This is a genomic window from Mycobacterium sp. E2462, from assembly GCF_001672685.1.
Taxonomy (GTDB): Bacteria; Actinomycetota; Actinomycetes; order Mycobacteriales; family Mycobacteriaceae; genus Mycobacterium.
On sequence record NZ_LZKC01000438.1, the window covers coordinates 1 to 20,892 of the forward strand.

The 20,892-nt window shown below is 72.4% G+C and carries 25 protein-coding genes; 8 read left to right on the forward strand and 17 right to left on the reverse strand.

The features are described from left to right. A partial coding sequence (locus tag A5714_RS22385) for a TPM domain-containing protein (protein WP_197513874.1) occupies positions 1 to 455 on the forward strand: 455 nt, incomplete at its 5' end. Here A5714_RS22385 and hisI read toward each other — a convergent pair. The 8 genes from hisI to hisD are packed head-to-tail and all read right to left on the reverse strand — an operon-like array spanning position 452 to position 6,853. Beyond that, entirely contained in the window at positions 452 to 799 is a 348-nt protein-coding gene (hisI, locus tag A5714_RS22390; RefSeq protein ID WP_068288982.1) for a phosphoribosyl-AMP cyclohydrolase, read from the reverse strand. The two genes, A5714_RS22385 and hisI, sit on opposite strands and share 4 nt — an antisense overlap. Beyond that, complete coding sequence (hisF, locus tag A5714_RS22395; RefSeq protein ID WP_068288984.1) at positions 796 to 1,581, reverse strand: imidazole glycerol phosphate synthase subunit HisF; 786 nt, start codon at positions 1,579 to 1,581, stop codon at positions 796 to 798. Before hisF ends, hisI begins: the two co-directional genes overlap by 4 nt. A gap of 1 nt (position 1,582) precedes the next feature. Beyond that, positions 1,583 to 2,383: an inositol monophosphatase family protein gene (locus A5714_RS22400; RefSeq protein WP_068288986.1), complete on the reverse strand. Its 801-nt coding sequence runs from the start codon at positions 2,381 to 2,383 to the stop codon at positions 1,583 to 1,585. 4 nt (positions 2,384 to 2,387) lie between these two features. Continuing rightward, complete coding sequence (gene priA, locus A5714_RS22405) at positions 2,388 to 3,134, reverse strand: bifunctional 1-(5-phosphoribosyl)-5-((5-phosphoribosylamino)methylideneamino)imidazole-4-carboxamide isomerase/phosphoribosylanthranilate isomerase PriA (protein ID WP_068288988.1); 747 nt, start codon at positions 3,132 to 3,134, stop codon at positions 2,388 to 2,390. Next, the gene (hisH, locus tag A5714_RS22410) at positions 3,134 to 3,754 is read right to left on the reverse strand and encodes an imidazole glycerol phosphate synthase subunit HisH (RefSeq protein ID WP_068066967.1); all 621 of its coding nucleotides are present in this window, start codon (positions 3,752 to 3,754) and stop codon (positions 3,134 to 3,136) included. The genes priA and hisH overlap by 1 nt, the downstream gene beginning before the upstream one ends. Next, a complete protein-coding gene (hisB, locus tag A5714_RS22415) occupies positions 3,751 to 4,377 on the reverse strand; it encodes an imidazoleglycerol-phosphate dehydratase HisB (RefSeq protein WP_068288992.1) in 627 nt (208 codons plus the stop codon). Before hisB ends, hisH begins: the two co-directional genes overlap by 4 nt. Beyond that, positions 4,374 to 5,510, reverse strand: coding sequence for a histidinol-phosphate transaminase (locus A5714_RS22420; protein WP_068066974.1), 1,137 nt, complete (start codon positions 5,508 to 5,510; stop codon positions 4,374 to 4,376). Before A5714_RS22420 ends, hisB begins: the two co-directional genes overlap by 4 nt. Then, a complete protein-coding gene (hisD, locus tag A5714_RS22425) occupies positions 5,507 to 6,853 on the reverse strand; it encodes a histidinol dehydrogenase (protein WP_068288995.1) in 1,347 nt (448 codons plus the stop codon). Before hisD ends, A5714_RS22420 begins: the two co-directional genes overlap by 4 nt. A 108-nt stretch (positions 6,854 to 6,961) precedes the next feature. Here hisD and A5714_RS22430 point away from each other — a divergent pair, with 108 nt between their 5' ends. After that, positions 6,962 to 7,375 carry a nitroreductase family deazaflavin-dependent oxidoreductase gene (locus tag A5714_RS22430; RefSeq protein WP_068289000.1) on the forward strand — a complete coding sequence of 138 codons (414 nt, stop codon included), beginning with the start codon at positions 6,962 to 6,964 and terminating at the stop codon, positions 7,373 to 7,375. A gap of 23 nt (positions 7,376 to 7,398) precedes the next feature. Here the strand turns inward: A5714_RS22430 and nadC are convergent, their stop codons facing one another. Genes nadC through nadA form a run of 3 tightly spaced genes read right to left on the reverse strand, consistent with a single transcriptional unit; the run spans position 7,399 to position 10,888 of the window. Then, on the reverse strand, positions 7,399 to 8,250 hold the full coding sequence (gene nadC, locus A5714_RS22435; RefSeq protein ID WP_068289004.1) for a carboxylating nicotinate-nucleotide diphosphorylase: 852 nt from the start codon (positions 8,248 to 8,250) through the stop codon (positions 7,399 to 7,401). Continuing rightward, complete coding sequence (locus tag A5714_RS22440) at positions 8,244 to 9,842, reverse strand: L-aspartate oxidase (protein WP_068289008.1); 1,599 nt, start codon at positions 9,840 to 9,842, stop codon at positions 8,244 to 8,246. Before A5714_RS22440 ends, nadC begins: the two co-directional genes overlap by 7 nt. Continuing rightward, positions 9,839 to 10,888 (reverse strand): quinolinate synthase NadA, encoded by a 1,050-nt coding sequence (gene nadA, locus A5714_RS22445; RefSeq protein WP_068289011.1) that lies wholly within the window; start codon positions 10,886 to 10,888, stop codon positions 9,839 to 9,841. The genes A5714_RS22440 and nadA overlap by 4 nt, the downstream gene beginning before the upstream one ends. A gap of 46 nt (positions 10,889 to 10,934) precedes the next feature. Between nadA and A5714_RS22450 the strand changes: the two genes are divergently transcribed. Continuing rightward, the gene (locus tag A5714_RS22450; protein ID WP_068066992.1) at positions 10,935 to 11,666 is read left to right on the forward strand and encodes an NUDIX domain-containing protein; all 732 of its coding nucleotides are present in this window, start codon (positions 10,935 to 10,937) and stop codon (positions 11,664 to 11,666) included. Positions 11,667 to 11,837: 171 nt separating this feature from the next. Further along, positions 11,838 to 13,178: a lipase family protein gene (locus A5714_RS22455; RefSeq protein WP_068289014.1), complete on the forward strand. Its 1,341-nt coding sequence runs from the start codon at positions 11,838 to 11,840 to the stop codon at positions 13,176 to 13,178. Here A5714_RS22455 and A5714_RS22460 read toward each other — a convergent pair. The 3 genes from A5714_RS22460 to bioB are packed head-to-tail and all read right to left on the reverse strand — an operon-like array spanning position 13,173 to position 15,109. Next, the gene (locus tag A5714_RS22460) at positions 13,173 to 13,820 is read right to left on the reverse strand and encodes a DUF2567 domain-containing protein (RefSeq protein ID WP_068289026.1); all 648 of its coding nucleotides are present in this window, start codon (positions 13,818 to 13,820) and stop codon (positions 13,173 to 13,175) included. The two genes, A5714_RS22455 and A5714_RS22460, sit on opposite strands and share 6 nt — an antisense overlap. Continuing rightward, the gene (locus A5714_RS22465; RefSeq protein WP_068289029.1) at positions 13,817 to 14,044 is read right to left on the reverse strand and encodes a hypothetical protein; all 228 of its coding nucleotides are present in this window, start codon (positions 14,042 to 14,044) and stop codon (positions 13,817 to 13,819) included. The genes A5714_RS22460 and A5714_RS22465 overlap by 4 nt, the downstream gene beginning before the upstream one ends. Before the next feature lie 30 nt (positions 14,045 to 14,074). Further along, positions 14,075 to 15,109, reverse strand: coding sequence for a biotin synthase BioB (gene bioB, locus A5714_RS22470; RefSeq protein ID WP_068289032.1), 1,035 nt, complete (start codon positions 15,107 to 15,109; stop codon positions 14,075 to 14,077). A 135-nt stretch (positions 15,110 to 15,244) separates the two neighbouring features. Between bioB and A5714_RS22475 the strand changes: the two genes are divergently transcribed. The 4 genes from A5714_RS22475 to A5714_RS22490 all read left to right on the forward strand — a co-directional run bounded on the left by A5714_RS22475 (position 15,245) and on the right by A5714_RS22490 (position 19,107). Beyond that, positions 15,245 to 15,433, forward strand: a complete 189-nt coding sequence (locus tag A5714_RS22475; RefSeq protein WP_068067006.1) for a hypothetical protein — start codon at positions 15,245 to 15,247, stop codon at positions 15,431 to 15,433. A 105-nt stretch (positions 15,434 to 15,538) separates the two neighbouring features. Then, positions 15,539 to 17,377: a hypothetical protein gene (locus A5714_RS22480; protein WP_068289034.1), complete on the forward strand. Its 1,839-nt coding sequence runs from the start codon at positions 15,539 to 15,541 to the stop codon at positions 17,375 to 17,377. Between the two features lie 3 nt (positions 17,378 to 17,380). Then, complete coding sequence (locus A5714_RS22485) at positions 17,381 to 17,749, forward strand: hypothetical protein (RefSeq protein ID WP_068289036.1); 369 nt, start codon at positions 17,381 to 17,383, stop codon at positions 17,747 to 17,749. Continuing rightward, positions 17,746 to 19,107, forward strand: a complete 1,362-nt coding sequence (locus tag A5714_RS22490) for a hypothetical protein (protein ID WP_068289038.1) — start codon at positions 17,746 to 17,748, stop codon at positions 19,105 to 19,107. The genes A5714_RS22485 and A5714_RS22490 overlap by 4 nt, the downstream gene beginning before the upstream one ends. Here the strand turns inward: A5714_RS22490 and A5714_RS22495 are convergent. The 3 genes from A5714_RS22495 to A5714_RS22505 form a co-directional block, all read right to left on the reverse strand. After that, positions 19,104 to 19,616, reverse strand: coding sequence for a 2'-5' RNA ligase family protein (locus A5714_RS22495; protein ID WP_068289041.1), 513 nt, complete (start codon positions 19,614 to 19,616; stop codon positions 19,104 to 19,106). The two genes, A5714_RS22490 and A5714_RS22495, sit on opposite strands and share 4 nt — an antisense overlap. Next, on the reverse strand, positions 19,617 to 20,297 hold the full coding sequence (gene bioD / locus A5714_RS22500; RefSeq protein WP_068289043.1) for a dethiobiotin synthase: 681 nt from the start codon (positions 20,295 to 20,297) through the stop codon (positions 19,617 to 19,619). 9 nt (positions 20,298 to 20,306) lie between these two features. Next, the coding region (locus A5714_RS22505; protein ID WP_156747451.1) for an aminotransferase class I/II-fold pyridoxal phosphate-dependent enzyme at positions 20,307 to 20,892 on the reverse strand (586 nt) is incomplete at its 5' end.

Consider the following 20,892-nt stretch of genomic DNA (forward strand, 5'->3'; position numbering starts at 1 on the left):
ACTGGGCCTGCTTGTGCACCGGGCCGGCGCCGGTGCCCACCCCGTTGGCCCCCACGGTGTCTGCGGCCGCCAGGCTCGCCGGGCAGCTCACCGACCGGTCCGCGGTGTTGAGTCCCGACGAGCGTCGCGAGGTCGAGCGGGCGCTGGCCGCCCTGCGCGACGGGCGCGGCATCCGGCTGTGGGTGGTCTACGTCAAGGACTTCGGCGGCCTCAAGCCGTTCCGCTGGGCCGAAGACACCATGCGCGCCAACGGTTTCGGTGAGACCGACGCCATCCTGGCCGTCGCCACCGAGGACCGGACGTTCTCGTTTCGGGTGCCCGGCGCGGCGATCAACGGCACCGGTATCGACGTGGAGACCATTCGCCGCGACGGGATCGGCCCCGCCGTCGCCCGGCGGGAATGGCCCCGGGCGGCGATCGCCGCCGCGCGGGGCCTCAACATGACGCCGGGCTAGCCCTCGGGCGCCAACAACACGTCGGCGTCGAAGCAGCTGTGATCCCCGGTGTGGCAGGCGCCGCCCACCTGGTCCACGGTCAGCAGCACCGCGTCGCCGTCGCAGTCCAGCCGCACCGAGTGCACGTGCTGGGTGTGCCCCGACGTCTGCCCCTTGATCCATTGCCGGGCGCGCGAGCGTGAGTAATAGGTCGCCTCACGGGTTTTCAGGGTGCGGGCCAGGGCGTCGTCGTCCATCCACGCCACCATCAGCACGTCGCCGCTGCCGCGCTCCTGCACGATCGCGGTGAACAGGCCGTCGGCGTTGCGTTTCAGGCGTGCCGCGATCGACGGGTCGAGCGTCATCGGACGGTGATCCCCTTCTCGGCCATCGCCGTCTTGACCTGGCCGATGGTGAGCTCGCGGAAGTGGAAGACGCTGGCCGCCAACACCGCGTCGGCGCCCGCGGCGACCGCGGGTGCGAAGTGTTCGGCAGCCCCCGCGCCGCCGCTGGCGATCACCGGCACGGTCACCGCCGACCGCACCGCCTGCAGCATCGACAGGTCGAAACCGGCTTTGGTGCCGTCGGCGTCCATCGAGTTCAGCAAGATCTCACCGACGCCCAAATCAGCTCCGCGCGAAGCCCATTCGACGGCGTCGATGCCGGTGCCGCGCCGCCCGCCGTGGGTGGTGACCTCCCACCCCGACGGTGTCGGCACCGAATCCGTCGGCACCGTTCGGGCGTCGACGGACAGCACGATGCATTGGGAGCCGAACTGGCGGGCCATCTCCGCCAGCAACTCGGGCCGGGCGATCGCGGCGGTGTTGATCGACACCTTGTCGGCGCCCGCGCGCAACAACACGTCGACGTCGGCCACGGTGCGCACACCGCCGCCGACCGTGAGCGGGATGAAGACCTGTTCGGCGGTGCGGCGCACCACGTCGAGCATGGTGGACCGCCCCGAGGACGAGGCGGTGACGTCGAGGAAGGTGAGCTCGTCGGCGCCCTCGGCGTCGTAGGCGGCCGCCAGCTCCACGGGATCGCCGGCGTCACGCAGGTTTTCGAAGTTGACGCCCTTGACCACCCGGCCGCCGTCGACGTCAAGGCAGGGAATCACCCGCACGGCCAGCCCGTCACCCGCGGACATCTCAGTAGTCCTCCGGGCGGCCGATGCCGCGCAGGATCTCCAGGATCCGGGCGTGGGCGTCCGGGCCCGCGGCCAGCGTGGACTGCGATCCCGGGGTCCACTGCTCACCCGCCAGGGTGGTGACGACGCCGCCCGCCGCGCGCACGAGCGCCACGCCGGCGGCGTGGTCCCACACGTGCCCGCCGAAACTGACGGCCGCCCCGAGGATGCCGTCGGCGACGAAGGCGAGGTCGATGCCGGTCGAGCCGTGCATGCGCAGCCGCGACGACACCCGGCTCAGCTCCTCCAGGACCGCGATGCGGTAGCGCCCCGGGAACCGGCCGCGCGCGTCCGCGCTGAACGACCCCGCGCCGACCAGGGCGTCGGCCAGGTCGATCGGGGCCAGCGCGGGTTGCGGCACACCGTTTTTGAGTAAGGGTCCGCCCGCCACGGCGGTGTAGCGCTGACCGGTGAACGGCAGCCAGGTCAGACCGGCCACCGGCTCGCCGTCATGCAGCAGGCCCAACAGGATGCCGGCCATCGGGGAGCCGGCGGCGTAGTTGAAGGTGCCGTCGACCGGGTCGAGCACCCACACCCACTCCGAGTCGACGTCGGAGCCGCCGAATTCCTCGCCGTGCACGCCGATTCCGGTGGACTCGCCCAGCGCGTCGACCACCTGCCGCTCGATGGCCAGGTCGACGTCCGTGGCGAAGTCGTTGCCCTTCTTGCGGACCGCGGAATCGGCGCGGTGCCCGGCGACGAACGGCTCCACCGCGTCGTCGAGGATCGCCGACGCCGTCTTGACCAACGCGTCCAGGTCCATGCGGCTAGTCCCCGACCGCGGCCAGCGCCTGCGGCAGCGTGAACCGTCCGGCGTAGAGGGCCTTGCCCACGATGGCGCCCTCGACCCCGCTGCCGGTCAGGGTGGCGATGGCGCGCAAGTCGTCCAGGCTGGACACCCCGCCGGAGGCGATCACCGGCGCGCCGGTGCGCCGCGTGACCGCGGCGAGCAACTCCAGGTTGGGGCCGCCCAGCGTGCCGTCCTTGGTGACGTCGGTGACCACGTAGCGCGAACATCCTTCGCCGTCAAGGCGTTCCAGCACCTCCCAGAGGTCGCCGCCGTCGGTCTCCCAACCGCGCCCGCGCAGCCGGTGGGTGCCGGCGGGGTGGTCCTTGTCGATCTGCACGTCCAGGCCGACGGCCACCTTGTCGCCGTGCTCGCTGATCGCGCGGGCGCACCATTGCGGGTTCTCCAGCGCGGCCGTGCCCAGGTTCACCCGCGCGCAGCCCGTGGCCAACGCCGCGGCCAGGGAGTCGTCGTCGCGGATGCCGCCGGACAGCTCCACCTGCACGTCGAGCTTCCCGACGACCTCGGCGAGCAGTTCGCGGTTGGAGCCGCGGCCGAACGCGGCGTCCAGGTCGACCAGGTGGATCCACTCCGCCCCGTCGCGCTGCCACGTCAGGGCGGCGTCCAGCGCCGAGCCGTACTCGGTCTCGCTGCCCGCCTTGCCTTGCACCAGGCGCACGGCGCGCCCGTCGACGACGTCGACCGCCGGTAACAGAATCAATGCCATTACAGTCCCTCAACCCAATTGCTCAACACGGCCGCTCCGGCGTCCCCGCTCTTCTCCGGGTGGAACTGGGTGGCCGACAGCGGGCCGTCCTCGACGGCGGCCAGAAAACGCGCCTGATGGGTCGCCCACGTCAGCACCGCGTCGGGCGACCCCTCCCAGCGCTGCGCGGCGTAGGAGTGCACGAAATAAAACCGGGTGTCCGCGTCCAGGCCCTTGAAAAGGGTTGTGCCGGGCCCAGATTCGACGACGTTCCAGCCCATGTGCGGGATCACCGGGGCGTCGAGCCGCGTGACGGCGCCCGGCCACTGGCCACACCCCGTGCTCTCCACGCTGAACTCCACGCCGCGGGCGAACAGGATCTGCATCCCGACGCATACGCCCAGCACCGGGCGCCCCGCGGCCACCCGTTCGGCGATGATGCGCTCGCCGCCGATCTTGCGCAGGCCCGTCATGCACGCCTCGAAGGCGCCGACGCCGGGCACCACCAGCCCGTCGGCGGCCGCCGCGGCACCGGCGTCGGCGGTCACCTCGACGGCCGCGCCGGTGCGTTCCAGGGCGCGCTGCGCCGACCGCAGGTTGCCCGAGCCGTAATCCAGGACGACAACCGATTTCGCCGTCACAGAACACCTTTGGTGGACGGCACGCCGGACACCCGCGGGTCGGGCTCGACCGCCTGACGCAACGCGCGGGCCACCGCCTTGTACTGGGCCTCCGTGATGTGGTGCGGGTCGCGGCCGTAGAGCACCCGCACGTGCAGCGCGATGCGGGCGTTGGCGGCCAGCGACTCGAACACGTGCCGGTTGATCACGGTGTGATACGGCACCGAATTGCCCGCGATGGTGGTGTGCTGCAGGTGATCCGGCTCGCCGCTGTGCACGCAGTAGGGCCGGCCGGACACGTCGACCGCGGCGTGGGCCAGCGTCTCGTCCATCGGGATGAACGCGTCGCCGAACCGGCGGATGCCCCGCTTGTCGCCGAGCGCCTGCCCGAGCGCGGTGCCCAGCGCGATCGCGGTGTCCTCGATGGTGTGGTGGCCCTCGATCTCGATGTCACCCCTGGTGTGCACGGTCAGGTCGAAACTGGCGTGGCTGCCCAGCGCCGTGAGCATGTGGTCGTAGAACGGCACACCGGTGTCGATGTCGACCTGCCCGGTGCCGTCGAGGTCGAGTTCGATGACGATGTCGGATTCCTTGGTGCGGCGCTCGATGCGCGCGCGACGCGTTCCTACGTCGGTGGTGGTCACGGTGCTCCTACGGGGGTGGCTGGTGCCAGTTCGGTGGCGGCGAGCCGGGCGCTGGCCTCGAGGAACGCGTCGTTCTCCGCGGCCAGGCCCGTGGTGACGCGCAGGTATCCGGGGATCCCGACGTCGCGGATCAGGACGCCGGCGTCGAGGTAGCGCTGCCAGGTGGCCGGCGCGTCGGCGAAATCGCCGAACAACACGAAGTTGGCGTCGCTGGGAATGACCCGAAAACCCAACTGCCGCAACGCCGCCGCGACGCGCTCGCGTTCGGCGACCAGCGTGGCCACGCTGCCCAGGGTGTCGTCGGCGTGCCGCAGCGCCGCCCGTGCCGCGGCCTGGGTGACGCACGAGAGGTGATACGGCAGCCGCACCAGCAGCATCGCGTCGATGACGGCCGGCGTGGCGATCAGGTAGCCCAGCCGGCCCCCGGCGAAGGCAAAGGCCTTGCTCATGGTCCGGCTCACGATCAGCTTGGTGGGGTAGTCCGCCACCAGTCGCACCGCGCTGGGCTGCGCGGAGAATTCGCCGTAGGCCTCGTCGACGATCACGATGCCCGGCGCCACGTCGAGCAGCCGGCGCAGGTCGTCGAGCGAAACACTTTGGCCCGACGGGTTGTTGGGGCTGGCCACGAACACCACGTCGGGCCGGCGCTCGGTGATCGCGGCGACCGCCGCAGCCACGTCGAGCCCGAAGTCGTCGGCACGCGCGGCCTGCAACCACTCGGTGCGGGTGGCATCGGAGATGATGGGGTGCATCGAGTACGACGGCACGAACCCGATGGCCGTGCGGCCCGGCCCGCCGAACGCCTGCAGCAGCTGTTGCAGTATCTCGTTGGAACCATTTGCCGCCCACAGGTTTTCGACGCCCAACGGGACACCGGTCTGGACGCTGAGGTAGGCGGCCAAATCGGTACGCAGCGCCACCGCGTCGCGGTCGGGGTAGCGGTGCAGCTCGGCGGCCGCCTCCCTGACCGAACGCACCACGTCGTCCACCAGCGCCTTGCTGGGCGGGTGCGGGTTCTCGTTGGTGTTCAGCCGCACCGGCACCACCAATTGCGGTGCGCCGTACGGCGATTTGCCGCGCAGGTCGTCACGCAACGGCAGGTCGGCCAGGCCGGGTGCGGGCTGCCCGGTCACCGCTCGAACCTCCGCCGTACCGCCTCGCCGTGCGCCGGCAGGTCTTCGGCCTCGGCCAGCGCCAGCACGTGGCCGGAGACGTCTTTGAGGGCCGCCTCGGTGTAATCCACCACGTGGATGCCGCGCAGGAATGTCTGCACCGACAGGCCGCTGGAGTGGCGGGCGCTGCCCGCGGTGGGCAGCACGTGGTTGGACCCGGCGCAGTAGTCGCCGAGGCTGACCGGGGCGAAGGCGCCGACGAAAATCGCGCCGGCCGCGGTGATCCGGCCCGCGACCGTGGCGGCGTCGACGGTCTGGATCTCGAGGTGCTCGGCGGCGTAGGCGTTGACCACCCGGACGCCGGCGTCCAGGTCGTCGACCAGGATGATCGCCGATTGCGGACCCCCCAGCGCGGCCGTGACCCGCTCGCGGTGCACCGTGGTGCCCAGCTGCGCCGCCACTTGCGCCTCGGTGGCGGCGGCCAGGTCCTCGCTGGGGGTCACGAGCACGCTGCCCGCGAGCTCGTCGTGCTCGGCCTGACTGATCAGGTCGGCGGCCACGTGCACCGGATCGGCGGTGCCATCGGCCAGGATCGCGATCTCCGTCGGCCCCGCCTCGGCGTCGATGCCCACCCGCGAGCGGCACAGGCGCTTGGCGGCCGTGACGTAGATGTTGCCGGGTCCGGTGATCATGTCGACGGGAGCCAGGTCGCGCCCGTCGGTGTCGGTGCCGCCGTAGGCCAGCAACGCGACCGCCTGCGCGCCGCCCACGGCCCACACCTCGTCGACACCCAGCAGGCGCGCCGCCGCCAGGATCGTGGGGTGCGGCAACCCGCCGAATCGGGCCTGCGGCGGGGTGGCCACCACCAGCGAAGCGACCCCGGCGGCCTGCGCCGGTACGACGTTCATCACCACGCTGGACGGGTACACCGCGTTGCCGCCCGGCACGTACAGGCCGACCCGTTCGACGGGCACCCAGCGCTCGGTGACCGTGGCGCCCGGGCCCAGGGTGGTCGTGACGTCGGTGCGGCGCTGGTCGGCGTGCACCGCGCGGGTGCGCTCAATCATCACCCGCAGGGCGTCGACGACGGTGGCGTCCAGGCCCGCCAGCGCGTCGGCGAGCGCCGCGTCGGCCACCCGCACGGCCGCGGGGCGCACCCCGTCGAAGGACGCGCCGTATTCCAGGGCCGCCTCGGCGCCCCGCTCGGCGACGTCCTGCACGATCGGGCGCACGCGGGGCAGCACGGCCTCCACGTCGGCGCCGCCACGCGGCAGCGCCGTCCGCAACCGGGCAGCCGTCAGCTCCGCGCCCCGCAAGTCGATGCGGGCCATCGGCGACGGTCCAGGTGTGCTCACGTCGTCCATTGTCCCAGAGGAACTCAAGTCGATATCCGGCCGGTACAGTGCCGTCTGACACGCCGTCTGACACGCCGTCTGACATCCCTAGCCCGCGTTACCCCCTCGGGAGCCGCCATGTCCGCCAAGGATCACCCCAACCACGCCCCCGGGACCCCGATGGTGTTCCCGCTGTGGTTCGAGCGTTTCCAGATCAAGTACTTCAACCCCGCGGTGAAGCCGCTCGTGCGGTTTCTGCCCGGCACCGCGACCATCAAGCACCGCGGCCGCACGTCCGGCAAGCCCTACGAGACCATCGTCACGCCGTACCGCAAGGGCAACGTGGTGGCCATCGCCCTGGGCCACGGCAAGACCAATTGGGTCAAGAACGTGCTGGCCGCCGGGGAGGCGGATCTGCAGCTCGGCCGCGACCGCGTGGTGCACCTCACCAACCCGCGAATCCTGCCGGCCGGCTCCGACGGTACGGGCCTGCCGCGGCTCGCGCGGCTGCAGCTGCGCCGCATCGGCATCTTCGTCGCCGACATCGCCTGACGGGGGACCCGGCCGCCGCGGCCTTACATGTCCAGGCCGACGTCGAGCACCCGCACCGAGTGCGTCAGCGCCCCGACGGCCAGAAAATCCACCCCGGTGCCGGCGTAGGCGGCCGCGTTCTCCAGGCTCAGCCCGCCCGACGATTCGAGCAGCACGCCGGGCGCGCGGGCGTCGCGCCGTTGCACGGCCATCTGTGTCTGCCACACCGGGAAGTTGTCCAGCAGCACCAGCTCCGGCTTCTCGGGCAACACCTCGTCCAGCTGCTCGAGTGAGTCGACCTCCACCTCGCACGGCAGGCTGGGCGCGGCGTCGCGCACGGCGCGCAGCGCGCCGACCACCGAGCCCGCGGCCACCACGTGGTTGTCCTTGATCAGCGCCGCGTCGCCCAACCCCATCCGGTGGTTGACGCCGCCGCCCACCCGAACGGCGTACTTCTGCAGGACGCGAAGGCCGGGCAGCGTCTTGCGGGTGTCGCGCACCTTGGCCTTGGTGCCGTCCACGGCCGCGACCCAGTCCGCGGTCGCCGTGGCGATCCCGGACAGGTGACAGACCAGGTTCAGCATGGTCCGCTCGGCCGTCAACAGGCCGCGCGTCTCGGCCCGCACGGTGAGCGCCGGCTCGCCGGGCTGCAACCGGGCGCCGTCCTCGACGCGGTGCTGCACCTCGTAGCCGCCGGCCAGGACGGCGTCGAGCACCAGCAGGGCCACGTCGATCCCGGCGATGACGCCCGCCTCCCGCGGCACCATCGACGCGGTCGCGATGGCGCCCGGGGGCACCGTCGCCGACGTGGTGATGTCGGGGCCGTAACAGAGGTCCTCGTCGAGCGCGCGCCGGATCGCGTCCCGGGCGGCGTTGCGTTCCGCCTCGGTCAGCATGGGGAGCCGACCGCCGCGAGCGCCTCGACCAGCACGGTGTGCTGGTCTTCGGCGAGCCGCAGCACGGTGCTGCGCGCGTGTTCGGGCGCGGCGTCGGGGTATTCGGCGCGGTGGTGGCAGCCCCGGCTCTCGGTGCGGGCCAGGGCGGCGGCCGTGACCGCGCGCGCGGCCACCGCCAGGGCGACGTCTTCGAAGTCGCGGCGGCCCGCGACGGCGCGCGCCGTGGCGTCGGCCAGCGTGCCGGCCAGCCGGCACAGCCCGGTGGCCTCGCGCACCACCGAGGCGTCGCGGCTCATCGCCCGCTGCAGGTCACCGCGCTGCGGGGCGGTGTGCACGAGCGGCTCCGGCAGGACCGCCCGGCGGCCGCCCGCCACCGCGGCGTGCTCGGCCGCGGCGGTGCCGGCGCGCCCGCCCACCACCAGCCCCTCGAGCAGGCTGTTGGAGGCCAACCGGTTGGCCCCGTGCAGGCCGGTGCGGGCCACCTCCCCGGCCGCGTAGAGGCCGGGCAGCTCGGTGCGGCCGTGCACGTCGGTGACGACGCCGCCGCAGCTGTAGTGCGCGCCCGGCACCACGGGAATGGGCTGCCGGGTCGGGTCGATGCCCGCCGCCCGGCACGCGGTGGTGACGGTCGGGAACCGGGCGGCGAAGCCGGTGATGTGCCGCGCATCGAGGAACACGCACGGGTCGCCGGTCGCCCTCAGGCGCGCGTCGATGGCCGCCGCGACGACGTCGCGCGGCGCCAGGTCGCCCATCGGGTGCACGCCGGCCGTGACCGAATGGCCCTGACGGTCCAGCAGCACGGCGCCCTCGCCGCGGAGGGCCTCGGTCACCAGCGGACGCCGGCCACCGGCGGCGTCGGGGGTGAACAGCATGGTCGGGTGGAACTGGATGAACTCCAGGTCGCTGACCGCAACCCCGGCCCACAGCGCCAGCGCGATGCCGTCGCCCGTGGAGCCCTCGGGGTTGGTGGTCGCGCCGTAGAGATGTCCGAGGCCGCCGGAGGCCAGGATCACCGACGGCGCGCTGACGATCCCGTAGCCGTCCCGGTTTCGCACCAGGACGCCGGTGACCGCCGCACCGTCGTGCAGGACCCGCAGCGCCACGTGGCCGATGCGGATGTCCAGCGCGCGGGCGGCGTGGTCGAGCGCGCGCTGGACCTCGGCGCCGGTGGCGTCACCGCCGGCGTGCACGATGCGCCGCCGCGAGTGGCCGCCCTCGCGGGTCAGCGCCCAGCGGCCGGGCGCGGATTCGTCGAAACGGGCCCCGCCACCGACCAATTCGGCCACCGCGCGGTGGCCGTCGGCCACGATCGAGCACACGGCTTCCGGGTCGCACAACCCGGCGCCGGCCACCACGGTGTCCGCGGCGTGGGCCTCGATGGAGTCGTCGTTTTCCGGGTTGTCGGGCAGCACCACCGCGATGCCGCCCTGCGCGTAGTGGGTCGCGGTCGCGCCGTACGGCTGGTCGGCCTTGCTGAGCACGACGACGCTGCGCCCGGCGCGGTGCGCCGCCAGCGCGGCGGCCAGGCCCGCGACGCCGGTGCCGATCACCACGACGTCGGCGACGTCAGTCCACGCGGGACGCGTGATCATTCGCCACCGCCCGGCTGGCCGATCTCGATCATGCGCTGGACGCTGCGCCGGCCCGCCGCCGCGACGTCGGCGTCCACGTGCACCTCGTCCGCGCCCTCGACCAGGCAGCGCAGCAGCGCCGCGGGGGTGATCATCTTCATGTACTTGCACGACGCGCGGTCGTTGACTGCGCGGAAGTCGACTTGTGGTGCCGCCCTGCGCAATTGGTGCAGCATGCCGACCTCGGTGGCGACCAGCACCTTGCGGGCCCGCGAGGAGTGGGCCGCGTCGAGCATGCCGCCGGTGGACAGGATCTTCACCCGGTCGGACGGGAAGGCGCCCTCACCGGCGAGGTACAACGCCGAGGTCGCGCACCCGCACTCGGGGTGCACGTACAGCTCGGCGTCGGGGTTGGCCCGCGCCTGCTCGGCCAGCTCGTCGCCGTTGATGCCGGCGTGCACGTGGCACTCACCGGCCCAGACGTGGAGGTTGCTGCGCCCCGTCACCCGGCGCACGTGGGCGCCGAGGAACTGGTCCGGGCAGAACAACACCTCGCGGTCGGGATCGATGGACGCGACGACGTCGACCGCGTTGGAGGAGGTGCAGCAGATGTCGGTGAGCGCCTTGACCGCCGCGGTGGTGTTGACGTAGGAGACGACGACCGCGCCGGGGTGCTCGTCCTTCCAGGCGGCGAGCTCCTCCGGGGTGATGGAGTCGGCCAGCGAGCAGCCGGCCCGCTGGTCGGGGATGAGCACCGTCTTGTCGGGACTCAAGATTTTGGCGGTTTCGGCCATGAAGTGCACGCCGCAGAACACGATGGTGTCCTCGGGTACCTCGGCGGCGATCCGGGACAGCGCCAGCGAGTCCCCGACGTGGTCGGCGACGTCCTGGATCGCGGGCAGCTGGTAGTTGTGCGCGAGCAGCGTGGCGCCGCGCAGCGTCGCCAACCGGCGGACCTCGGCGGCCCACTGCTCGTCACCGTCCACCCCGGTGTAGCCAGCGGGCGTGTCGGTGATGTCGGCGATCAGGTCTTCGGCGAGCGTGTCCATGCGATTCATAACCGTCACGGCGGCTCCTTTCAGCCCGAGAGGTTTTCGACTTATAATCGAAAACATGGCCCATGGTAGCACCGAGCACGAAGTCCTCGCGGTCGTGTTCCAGGTTCGCCAGGCGCCCGGGCAGGTTACGCGAGGGCCGCAGGCGCAGAAACCGCAGCTGAACGTGCTGTTATGGCAGCGTGCCCAGGATCCGCAGCGCGGCGCCTGGTCGCTGCCGGGCGGCCGGCTGCGCGCCGACGAGGACATGACCACCTCGGCGCGCCGCCAGCTGGCCGAGAAGGTCGACCTCAAGCAGCTGGCCCACCTCGAACAGCTGGCGGTGTTCTCTGAGCCGCACCGGGTGCCGGGCGCCCGGATGATCGCCTCCACTTTCCTGGGCCTGGTGCCCTCCCCCGCCAGCCCCGAACTGCCGCCCGACACCCGCTGGCACCCCGTGAGCTGCCTGCCGCCGATGGCCTTCGACCACGGGCCGATGGTGGCGCACGCCCGCACCCGGCTGATCGCCAAGCTGTCCTACACGAACATCGGATTCGCCCTGGCGCCAAGAGAATTCGCGTTGTCCACGCTGCGCGACATCTACGGCGCCGCGCTCGGCTACCAGGTCGACGCGACCAACCTGCAGCGCGTGCTGGCGCGGCGCGGGGTGATCACCCAGACCGGGACCATCGCGCAGTCCGGCCGCAGCGGGGGGCGCCCCGCCGCGCTGTACCGCTTCACCGACGCGGCCCTGCGGGTCACCGACGAATTCGCCGCGCTGAGGCCGCCGGGGCCGCCGGGGCCCGGATGAGCCCGCCGGACCGCTAGGCTTGCCCAAAACGCGTCGTCGGGCGACGCGCGATCGACCGGCCCCGGCAGCCGTTCCGCGGCGTGGGCGAGAACTGCCTCACACCGCGGCGACGACGTTTGGTTACCTACCGTTCGTACGGGACAATGCCGGTTGGCCACGAAGGGAGCCTCAATGGCTGAGCTCGGCAACTTGGCAGGCACGCAGGGTGCGGAATGGATCGCCCGACCCCCGCACGAGGAACTGCAGCGCAAGGTCCGCCCGCTGCTGCCCTCGGACGACCCGTTCTACCAGCCCCCGCTGGGTTATCAGCACGCCGAACCTGGCACCGTGTTGCGGTCCCGCGACGTCGAGCTGGCCTTCCTCGGCCTGATCCCGCAGCCCATCAAGGCCGTCCAGTTGCTGTACCGGACGATGGACATGAACGGCGAGCCCGAGGCGACGGTGACCACGGTGATCGTCCCCGCCCATCTGGTGCCCGGCCGCACCTGCCCGGTGCTGTCCTACCAATGCGCCATCGACGCCGTGTCGTCGCGCTGCTTCCCGTCGTACGCGCTGCGGCGCCGCGCCAAGGCGCTCGGCGCCATCGGCCAGCTCGAACTCTTCCTGATCACCGCCGCCGTCGCCGAGGGGTGGGCGGTGTCGGTGCCCGACCACGAGGGGCTGCGCGGCCTGTGGGGCGCGCCGTACGAGCCCGGCTACCGCGTCCTGGACGGCATCCGGGCCGCGCTGAGCTCCGAGCGTCTGGGCCTGTCGCCGTCGGCGCCCGTGGGGCTGTGGGGTTACTCGGGCGGCGGCCTGGCCAGCGCGTGGGCGGCCGAGATGTGCGCCGACTACGCGCCCGAGCTGGGCATCGTCGGGGCGGTGCTCGGCTCTCCCGTCGGCGACCTGGGCAACACGTTCCGCCGGCTCAACGGCAGCTTCCTGTCCGGCCTTCCGGCCCTGGTCGTCGCCGCCCTCGCCCACATCTACCCGGACCTGGACCGGGTGATCCGCGAGCACTCCAACGAAGAGGGCCGCGCCCTGCTCGACTCGCTGGAGAAGATGACCACCGTGGAGGCCGTCATCCGGATGGCCGGCAAGAACATGGGCGACTACCTCGACGAGCCGCTCGAGCAGATCCTGTCCACCCCGGAGATCACGTACGTCTTCGACCACATCAAACTGGGCGCCGCGGTCCCCACACCCCCGGTGCTGATCGTGCAGGCCGTGCACGACTACCTGATCGACGTGCACGACATCGACGTGCTCGCCGACGCGTATTCGGCCGGCGGTGCGAAGGTCACTTACCACCGCGACGCGTTCAACGAGCACATGCTGCTGCACCCGCTGTCGGCACCGATGACGTTGCGTTGGCTCACCGACCGGTTCGAGGGCCGGCCGCTCACCGAGCACCTGGTCCGCACCACGTGGCCGACCATGTTCAATCCGATGACCTACGTCGGCATGGCCCGCCTGGCCAAGATCGCGGCCAAGGTGCTCACCGGCCGCAGAATCGGCCGCCGTCCGCTATAAGACGCTCGCCCCGGTAGCGCCCCCGGGTGTCGCCGGCAGCGCGTGCTCCGGCTCGTCGACCATCCGCAGCGCCCCCAGGTCGTCGCGGGCGTCCGCCGCCGCCAAGGCCGCGTACACCAACGCGGCGATGCCACCCGGCCACACCAACGTCAAGGCGATGTGCAGCATCCCCCGCGCGAATAGCACCGGCGGCGCCTGCGTCACGTAAGCCACCGAGGGCTTGCCGACCAGGGGGACCGCGTCGAAGTCCAACGCCCCATAGCGGAGGCGGACCAGCGCCGCGCCCACGGCCGTGGCGACGGCCGCGGCGGCGACCATCCCCACCGACAGCGCGACGAGCATGCCCGGGCCGCGGTGCGCCCGCCACTGCCACACCAGGACGGCCGACACCACCGCCAACGCGGTGAGCAGCCCCAGCATCAGGCAGGGCGCGTCGAAGAAGTGCTCGGATTCGTTGCCCAGGTAGTCGTGCACCCGCTCCCCCTGGCGGGTGAGCGCGACCACGGCGCCGATCGGCGGGGCGATCCCGGCCCACAGCGCCCCGACGAGCAGCCCCGACGCCGCCGATCCCAGCCCCGTGACGGCGATCGCGCGGGCGCGGGCCGACCGCGGCGTGGCCGCCGGCGCCGCTAGCTCGGTCACCGCTGCGCCTCCAGATCGGCGGAATCGACCTCGCCGTGCCGCGAACACCGCGCCCGCCAGCCGTCGGGGCGCACCTGTACCACCATCCGGCGCCCGCACTCGGCGCAGAACCGGGGCGGTTCGAGACCCAGCTGGGCGGCTGTCGGCACCGCGCCGCCCCCCAATTCCCCGGTGTAGACGTTGTAGACCCCGGCACGCACCGGGGCGCCCGAATTACCGACCACGAGCGCGCCGCCTAGCCGCGTCGGACGCGGCTACAGGCTCGCATTGAGCGCCTTGAGCGGCATCTGCAGGTCGTCGAGCAACTCCAGGTCGGCCTCGGCGGGGCGGCCGAGCGTGGTCAGGTAGTTCCCCACGATGACCGCGTTGATGCCGCCCAGGATGCCCTTCTTGGCGCCCAGGTCGCCGAGCGTGATCTCGCGGCCGCCGGCGAAGCGCAGCATGGTGCGCGGCAACGCCAGCCGGAACGCGGCGACCGACTTCAGCGCCTCGGACGCCGGCAGCACCTCCAGGTCGCCGAACGGCGTCCCGGGCCGCGGGTTGAGGAAGTTCAGCGGCACCTCGTCCGGGCCCAGTTCGGCCAGCTCCGCCGCGAACTCCGCGCGCTGCTCGAGCGTCTCGCCCATGCCGAGGATGCCGCCGCAGCACACCTCCATGCCGGCGTCGCGGACCATCGACAGCGTGTCCCAGCGCTCCTCCCAGGTGTGGGTGGTGACGACGTTGGTGAAGAACGAGCGGGCGGTCTCCAGGTTGTGGTTGTAGCGGTGCACGCCCATCGCGGCGAGCTGCTCGACCTGCTCGGGCGTCAGCATGCCCAGCGAGCAGGCGATGTTGATCTCGACCTCGTTGCGGATCGCCTCGATGCCGGCCGCGACCTGGGCCAGCAGCCGCTCGTCGGGGCCGCGCACCGCGGCCACGATGCAGAACTCCGTCGCGCCGGACTTGGCGGTCTGCTTGGCCGCCTCGACCAGGCTGGGGATGTCGAGCCGCGCGCTGCGTACCGGCGAGGCGAACAGCCCCGACTGCGAGCAGAAGTGGCAATCCTCGGGACACCCGCCGGTCTTGAGGCTGATGATGCCCTCGACCTCGACCTCGGGGCCGCACCAGCGCATCCGGACCTCGTGGGCGAGCGCCAGCAGGTCGTCGAGCCGCTCGTCGGGCAGCTGGAGCACTCGCAGGACCTGCTCGCGATGCAACCCCTCGCCACGCTCGAGCACCTGCTCCCTGGCCACCGCCAGGATGTCTGCGTCGTGGGCGCCGGTCGTCGGTCGAGTTGCCGCTTGAGTCACCAGGTACTCCCCTGCATCTGTGTTGCGGCCGCGCGCGCGGCCGCCCCTGCCCCATCGTGGTGGCAGCCTGAATAAAAGTGTTCAAAGTAGGGTAGCGGCCGCTGATCGTGGGGACTGCCGGGGTATGTCAGCACAATGACTCCTGTGCACGTCCAGTACGAAGCCCACCACATGTTGCTGCTGGCGATTCCGGCGTTCCTGCCGGCCGTCATCGTCGTCGGCGTGATCCTCTACGTCGCCCTCAAAGACCGTCGCGCCGGTGACGGCGACGAGGCGGCGGGCGGCCCCGAGCCCACCCGCTCGGTCGGCGACGAGAAAGGGTGATTGACGACACGCTCGGCGGGGCATTCCGCGATCAGCTACTGGATTCCTAACTTACTGAAGAGTAAGTTGCTGTTCACTGAACCGCGCGAGTTGGAGGGCACAACGATGGAGTCGACGGGGTTGACGCTTCTCGCCGCACCACCGGCACGGGGCGCCGGACTGAACCAGGTGATCGGGCTTTCGATAGCCGCGTTCGTGATCACGCTGGCGTTGCTGTGGATCGGCCATGCGCACCGCACGCACCGCATCCAGTGGCTGACCCGTCTTGCCGACAAGTTGGGCGAGAAGTTCCACCGGCCCAACTGGGTGGCGCTGCCGGTCCTGATCTTCACCACGTCGATCATCTGCGCCCTGTTCGGGTTCATCTGGGATGTCAGCTGGCACATCGGCAACGGCCGGGATCCCGGACCGCTGGCAAACCCGGCGCACTACTTCATCATCATCGGGTTGTTCGGGGTGTTCTTGGGCGGCCTGACGTCGATCGTGCTGCCCTTCGACAAGCCGGGCCCGGCGGCGGTGCGCATCACGCGCAACTGGCACGCTCCCGTCGGCGGCGTGTTGATGGCCGGCTGCGGGCTCTACGCGATGATCGGGTTTCCGCTCGACGACGTCTGGCACCGCATCTTCGGCCAGGACGTGACGCTTTGGGGTCCCACGCATCTGATGATGATCGGTGGGGCCTGCTTCTCCCTGTTCGCGGTGCTCATGCTCGAACGGGAGGGCGAGGCGCACGACGGCGACGAGGTGACCCACGGCGCGTTCATCACCTTCCTGCGCTACCTGTCCTTCGGCGGCCTGTTCATCGGCCTGTCCGTCTATCAGATCGAATTCGACTTCGGCGTGCCCCAGTTCCGGCTGGTGTTCCAGCCGATGCTGATCGCCGCGGCCGCCGCGCTGGCGGCCGTCGCCGCCCGCGTCACCATGGGCCGCGGCGCCGCGATCATCGCGGCCATCTTCGCGATCGCGCTGCGCGGCGGCGTCGCGCTGCTGGTCGGCCCCATCCTCGGTGCCCCGATCAACTGGTTCCCGCTCTACCTGGGCCCGGCCCTGGTCGTCGAGCTCGTGGCGCTCACCCCACTGTTCGCGCGGCCGGTGCTCTTCGGCGCCGTCTCGGGCCTGGCGGTCGGGACGGCGGGGCTGTGGCTGGAATCGCTGTGGATCGGGGCCGTCTACCACTACCCGTGGCCGACGAGCATGTGGGCCGAGGCCCTGGTGACGGCGGTGCCGGTAGCCGTGCTCACCGGCATGTGCGGCGCCATGTTCGGCATGGTGCTGACCGGGCAACGCCTTCCTGGCCGCCGGCTCGGCATCGCGGTGGTCACGCTGACGGTGCTGGTGATCGGCGGCGCGGTGGCCAACGGGCTGCACATCACCGTGCCGAGCCAGAACACCGCCACGGTCACGCTGACGGACCTGCCCAGCGCGCCCGACCAGCGGATGGTGTCGGCCGACGTCCAGCTCAATCCCGCGTTCGTCAGTGACAACCCAGATTGGCTGACCATCCTGTCCTGGCAGGGGCGCATGCAGAACCACCGCGGTTTGACGATCGACCGCCTCGCCAAGGTCGGGCCGGGGCACTACCGGTCGACCCAGCCCGTACCGGTGTGGGGCGAATGGAAGACGCTGCTGCGGGTGCAGGACGGCCGCACCATGACGGCGGTGCCCATCTGGGAGCCGGCCGACGACGCCATCCCGGCGCCCGAGGTGCCCGCGCTGGCGTCCAGCACCCGGCCGTTCGTCCTGGAGGTGACGATCCTGCAGCGCGAACGTGACCAGAGCGCGCCGGCTTGGCTGTTCACCGCCGGGGGCATCGTGGTGTTGATCTTCACGCTGATGGTGATCTCCGCGCTGACCTGGGGCGCGGGTCGCCTCAACAACGCCGACGAAGCGCCCGAACCGGTGGAGGCCAAGCAGCCGATGCCCGGCACCCCCCAGGCGGCGTGACCGATGCGAGCTCGCAACACCCTGGTCGCGGCGTGGGTGGTGGCGCTGGTGTGTGCCCTGGTCGCCTGCGGCGGTAAATCGTCACCCGGGCAGCCGGCCGCGGCCGGCCTGGACATCAACGTCACCATCGCCAACGGCCAGGTCACCCCCACCAACGCGACGCTGCAGGCCAAGGTGAACCAGCAGATCACCCTGCACGTGACCAGCGACGCGACCGACGAGCTGCATGTGCACTCGACGCCCGACCACAAGTTCCCGGTGGCCGCGGCACCCAACCAGAGCTTCCAGTTCTCGGTCGGCGTCCCGGGCAACGTCGAGGTCGAGCTGCACCACCTGAACCGCACCATCGCGACCATCCAAGTCCAACCGTGAGCGGTGCCGGCGCGACCGTCCTGGTCGCGCACGGCCTCGGCGGCTCGGGTGACCTTCCGGTGCCCTACGCCTACGCGATGGTCGGCGCGGCGTGGGCGCTGACGTTCACCTTCGCCCTGGTGGCCTTCGCGTGGAAACGGCCAAGGTTCGATCCCGCGAAGCCGGGGCGGGAGCTGCCGGCGCTGACGCGGGTCGTCGACGCCCCGGCGACCCGCTGGACCGCCGCCGGACTGGCGCTGCTGGTGGCCGGCTGGGCGGTGGCCGCCGGGGTGTGGGGCCCCGACTCGGAGGCCAACGCCCTGCTCGGCGTGTTCTACGTGCTGCTGTGGGTCGGGTTGGTGGCGCTGTCGCTGGTGGCGGGCCCGGTCTGGCGGGTGATCTCCCCGATGCGCACGGTGTATGTGCTGCTGCGCCGCGCCGTCGGCGAGCGGCTGGGCCGGCCGCGGCTCGGCTATCCCGAGGCCTGGGGTTACCGGCCGGCCGCGCTAGGTCTGTTCGCGTTCGTGTGGATGGAGTTGGCCAGCCCCAACTCGGCGTCGCTGCCCTGGGTCCGCGGCTGGCTGCTGGTCTACGCGCTGGCGATGCTGGTCGGGGCCTGGCTGTGCGGGCAGCGCTGGCTGGCGCGGGCCGACCCGTTCGGCGTCTACAGCGTCGCGGTGTCGCGGCTTTCGGCGTTTCGCCGCAACCGGGAGACCGGGATGATCGCCTTGGGCAATCCGCTCGACCACCTGCCGTCGCTGCCGGTCCGGCCCGGCGTCGTGGTGCTGCTGGCGGTGTTGCTGGGCTCCACCGCGTTCGACAGTTTCTCCTCCTCGCCGACCTGGCGGGGCTTCGCCGACGGGGCCGGGCGCGGCCTGGGCATGCCGCCCGCCGTGGGGTCGTCGGTGCTGCGGACGGTCGGCCTGCTCGTGTTCGTCGCGGTCGTCGCCCTCACCTTCTCCGGCGCGGCCCGGGCGACCGGCGGCGTCGACCGCGCGCAGCGCCGCGCGCTGCCCGGGGAGATGGCGCATTCGCTGATCCCGATCGTGGTGGGCTACATCTTCGCCCACTACCTGTCCTACCTGGTCGAGCGCGGTCAGCAGGCCGTCATCGCGCTCGCCGACCCGTTCGGCCGCGGCTGGAACGTGTTGGGGCTGGCGCACGCCCACGTGGCCTACGTGCTCTCGCTGCACCCGCCGGTGCTGGCCGCCGTCAAGGTGACCTGCGTGGTCACCGGGCACATCGTGGCCGTGATCGCGGCGCACGACAAGGCGTTGCGGCTGCTCCCCAAGGGCCACCAGCTGACCGGGCAGCTCACCATGATGCTGGTCATGGTCGCCTACACCTTCACCGGCCTGTACCTGTTGTTCGGCGGCTAACCGATCAGGTAGTCGACTTTCGCGTCGCCGTCCCACCGGCGCAGCGCGGCGAAGGTGCCCTCGAGCGCCGGCGGGGTCCCCGCGACGCCCGCCGCGGCGCTCAGCGTGGGACCGGCGACCCGACGCGCGAGCGTGACGTGCGGCGTCCACTGGTCCGGCAGGGTGTTGGGGGCCGGCGCGGATTCCAGGTGGGGGCCCGACAGACCGTGCGCCGCGACGTGCAGTGCGAGCAGGTCTGCGGTCGGCACGATCAGCCGGGCCAGGATGGCGTGCGAGCGCCCGAGCAGCAGCGGCGCCCCGACGGTGCAGCGCAGCGGGAGTCGTCCGGTCAGCGGCCGCAGCGCGGCGTCCGCCGCCGCGCCGATGCGCTCGGCCACCACCAGCGTCACGTGCGGGCGCCCGGCCGGTGTCTGGCTGACGACGTCGGGCGCGTCGTCGAGCGCCTCCCACACGCCCCGGATCGCCGCCTCGGTGTCGGGGTCGAAGAGCAGCTCGATCGAGTGCACCATTCAGGCGACCAGGCTCGCGACCCAGGCGGGGTCGAAGGCGGCGGCGGCCACCTCGGCGAACGCGGCGGCGTCCAGCGAGCCGGCGCCCGCGGGCAGCGCGGCCCGCAACGCGGCCAGCCGGGCCAGCGCCGGGCGATTCGACGTCTCGGCGGGCCCGGGCGCCGCCGGCCAGCTTCCGATGACCAGCCCGGCGCACGCAACACCGCGCGCGGCAAGGGCCTCCAGCGTCAGCGCGGTGTGGTTGAGGGTGCCCAACCCGGGGCCGGCCACCACCACGGCGGCGGCGGCCAGCTCGGCGGCGAGGTCGCGCAGTGTGACGCCGGCGGCCGCGAGCTCGACCAGCAACCCGCCGGCACCCTCGACCAGCGTCAGCCGGCCCGGCCGGTCCAGCTCGCGGATCAGGCGCAGCAGCTGCTCGCCGGTGGGCAGCGCCGCCCCGGCGCACTCGGCCGCGGCGGCCGGAGCGAGCGGCTGTGGGTAGCGGGCCAACCCGGCCAGCGCGGTCACCCCGGACAGGCGGGCCACCTCGGCGAGGTCGTCGTCGCCGTCGGCGGTGCCGGTCTGCACCGGCTTGCACACCGCCACGTCCAGCCCGGCCAGCCGGGCGTGACAGGCCAGCGCCGCGGTGGCGACCGTCTTACCCACCCCGGTGCCGGTGCCGGTGACGGCCACGACGGTCAACGGCGCGGCCTAACCGAGGCCGCCGAGCACGCCGGTCAGCACCCGGCGCGCGAGGTCGAGGTCGTCGGCGTCCAGCGAGGCGCGCGCGGTCAACCGCAACCGCGACGTCCCCGCGGGCACCGACGGCGGGCGGAAACACCCCACCTTCACCCCGGCCCGCAGGCAGGCGGCGGCCGCGGCCACCGCCAGGTCCGGGTCGCCGAGGACCACCGACACCACCGCGGATTGCGGGGCCTCCGACGCGGGGACACCGCAGATCTCGGCCAGCGTGCGCGCGTGGCTCAGCACCGCCTCGGCCCGCCAGGGCTCGGACCGCAGCACGGCCAGCGCGGCCCCCGCGGCGCCGACGGACGCCGGCGCCAGGCCGGTGTCGAAGATGAACGTCCGCGCCGCGTCGATCAGGTGGGCCCGCACGGGCGCGGGTCCCAGCACGGCCCCGCCCTGGCTGCCCAGCGCCTTGGACAGGGTGGTGGTCATGACGATGTCGGGCGCACCGGCCAGCCCGACCTCGTGCAGCAGGCCGCGGCCGCCGCCGCGCACGCCCAGGCCGTGGGCCTCGTCGACGAGCAGCAGCGCGCGGTGCCGGCGGCACACC

Coding starts and splice junctions, on each gene's coding strand:
- hisI (WP_068288982.1), bottom strand. CDS start 799: ATGACGCTCGACCCGTCGATCGCGGCACGCCTGAAACGCAACGCCGAC.
- A5714_RS22430 (WP_068289000.1), top strand. CDS start 6,962: ATGTCCGCCAAGGATCACCCCAACCACGCCCCCGGGACCCCGATGGTG.
- A5714_RS22495 (WP_068289041.1), bottom strand. CDS start 19,616: ATGGTGCACTCGATCGAGCTGCTCTTCGACCCCGACACCGAGGCGGCG.
- A5714_RS22450 (WP_068066992.1), top strand. CDS start 10,935: ATGGCCCATGGTAGCACCGAGCACGAAGTCCTCGCGGTCGTGTTCCAG.
- priA (WP_068288988.1), bottom strand. CDS start 3,134: ATGGCATTGATTCTGTTACCGGCGGTCGACGTCGTCGACGGGCGCGCC.
- A5714_RS22400 (WP_068288986.1), bottom strand. CDS start 2,383: ATGGACCTGGACGCGTTGGTCAAGACGGCGTCGGCGATCCTCGACGAC.
- A5714_RS22485 (WP_068289036.1), top strand. CDS start 17,381: ATGCGAGCTCGCAACACCCTGGTCGCGGCGTGGGTGGTGGCGCTGGTG.
- A5714_RS22475 (WP_068067006.1), top strand. CDS start 15,245: ATGACTCCTGTGCACGTCCAGTACGAAGCCCACCACATGTTGCTGCTG.
- A5714_RS22440 (WP_068289008.1), bottom strand. CDS start 9,842: ATGATCACGCGTCCCGCGTGGACTGACGTCGCCGACGTCGTGGTGATC.
- A5714_RS22480 (WP_068289034.1), top strand. CDS start 15,539: ATGGAGTCGACGGGGTTGACGCTTCTCGCCGCACCACCGGCACGGGGC.
- hisD (WP_068288995.1), bottom strand. CDS start 6,853: ATGGACGACGTGAGCACACCTGGACCGTCGCCGATGGCCCGCATCGAC.
- nadC (WP_068289004.1), bottom strand. CDS start 8,250: ATGCTGACCGAGGCGGAACGCAACGCCGCCCGGGACGCGATCCGGCGC.
- hisF (WP_068288984.1), bottom strand. CDS start 1,581: ATGTCCGCGGGTGACGGGCTGGCCGTGCGGGTGATTCCCTGCCTTGAC.
- A5714_RS22455 (WP_068289014.1), top strand. CDS start 11,838: ATGGCTGAGCTCGGCAACTTGGCAGGCACGCAGGGTGCGGAATGGATC.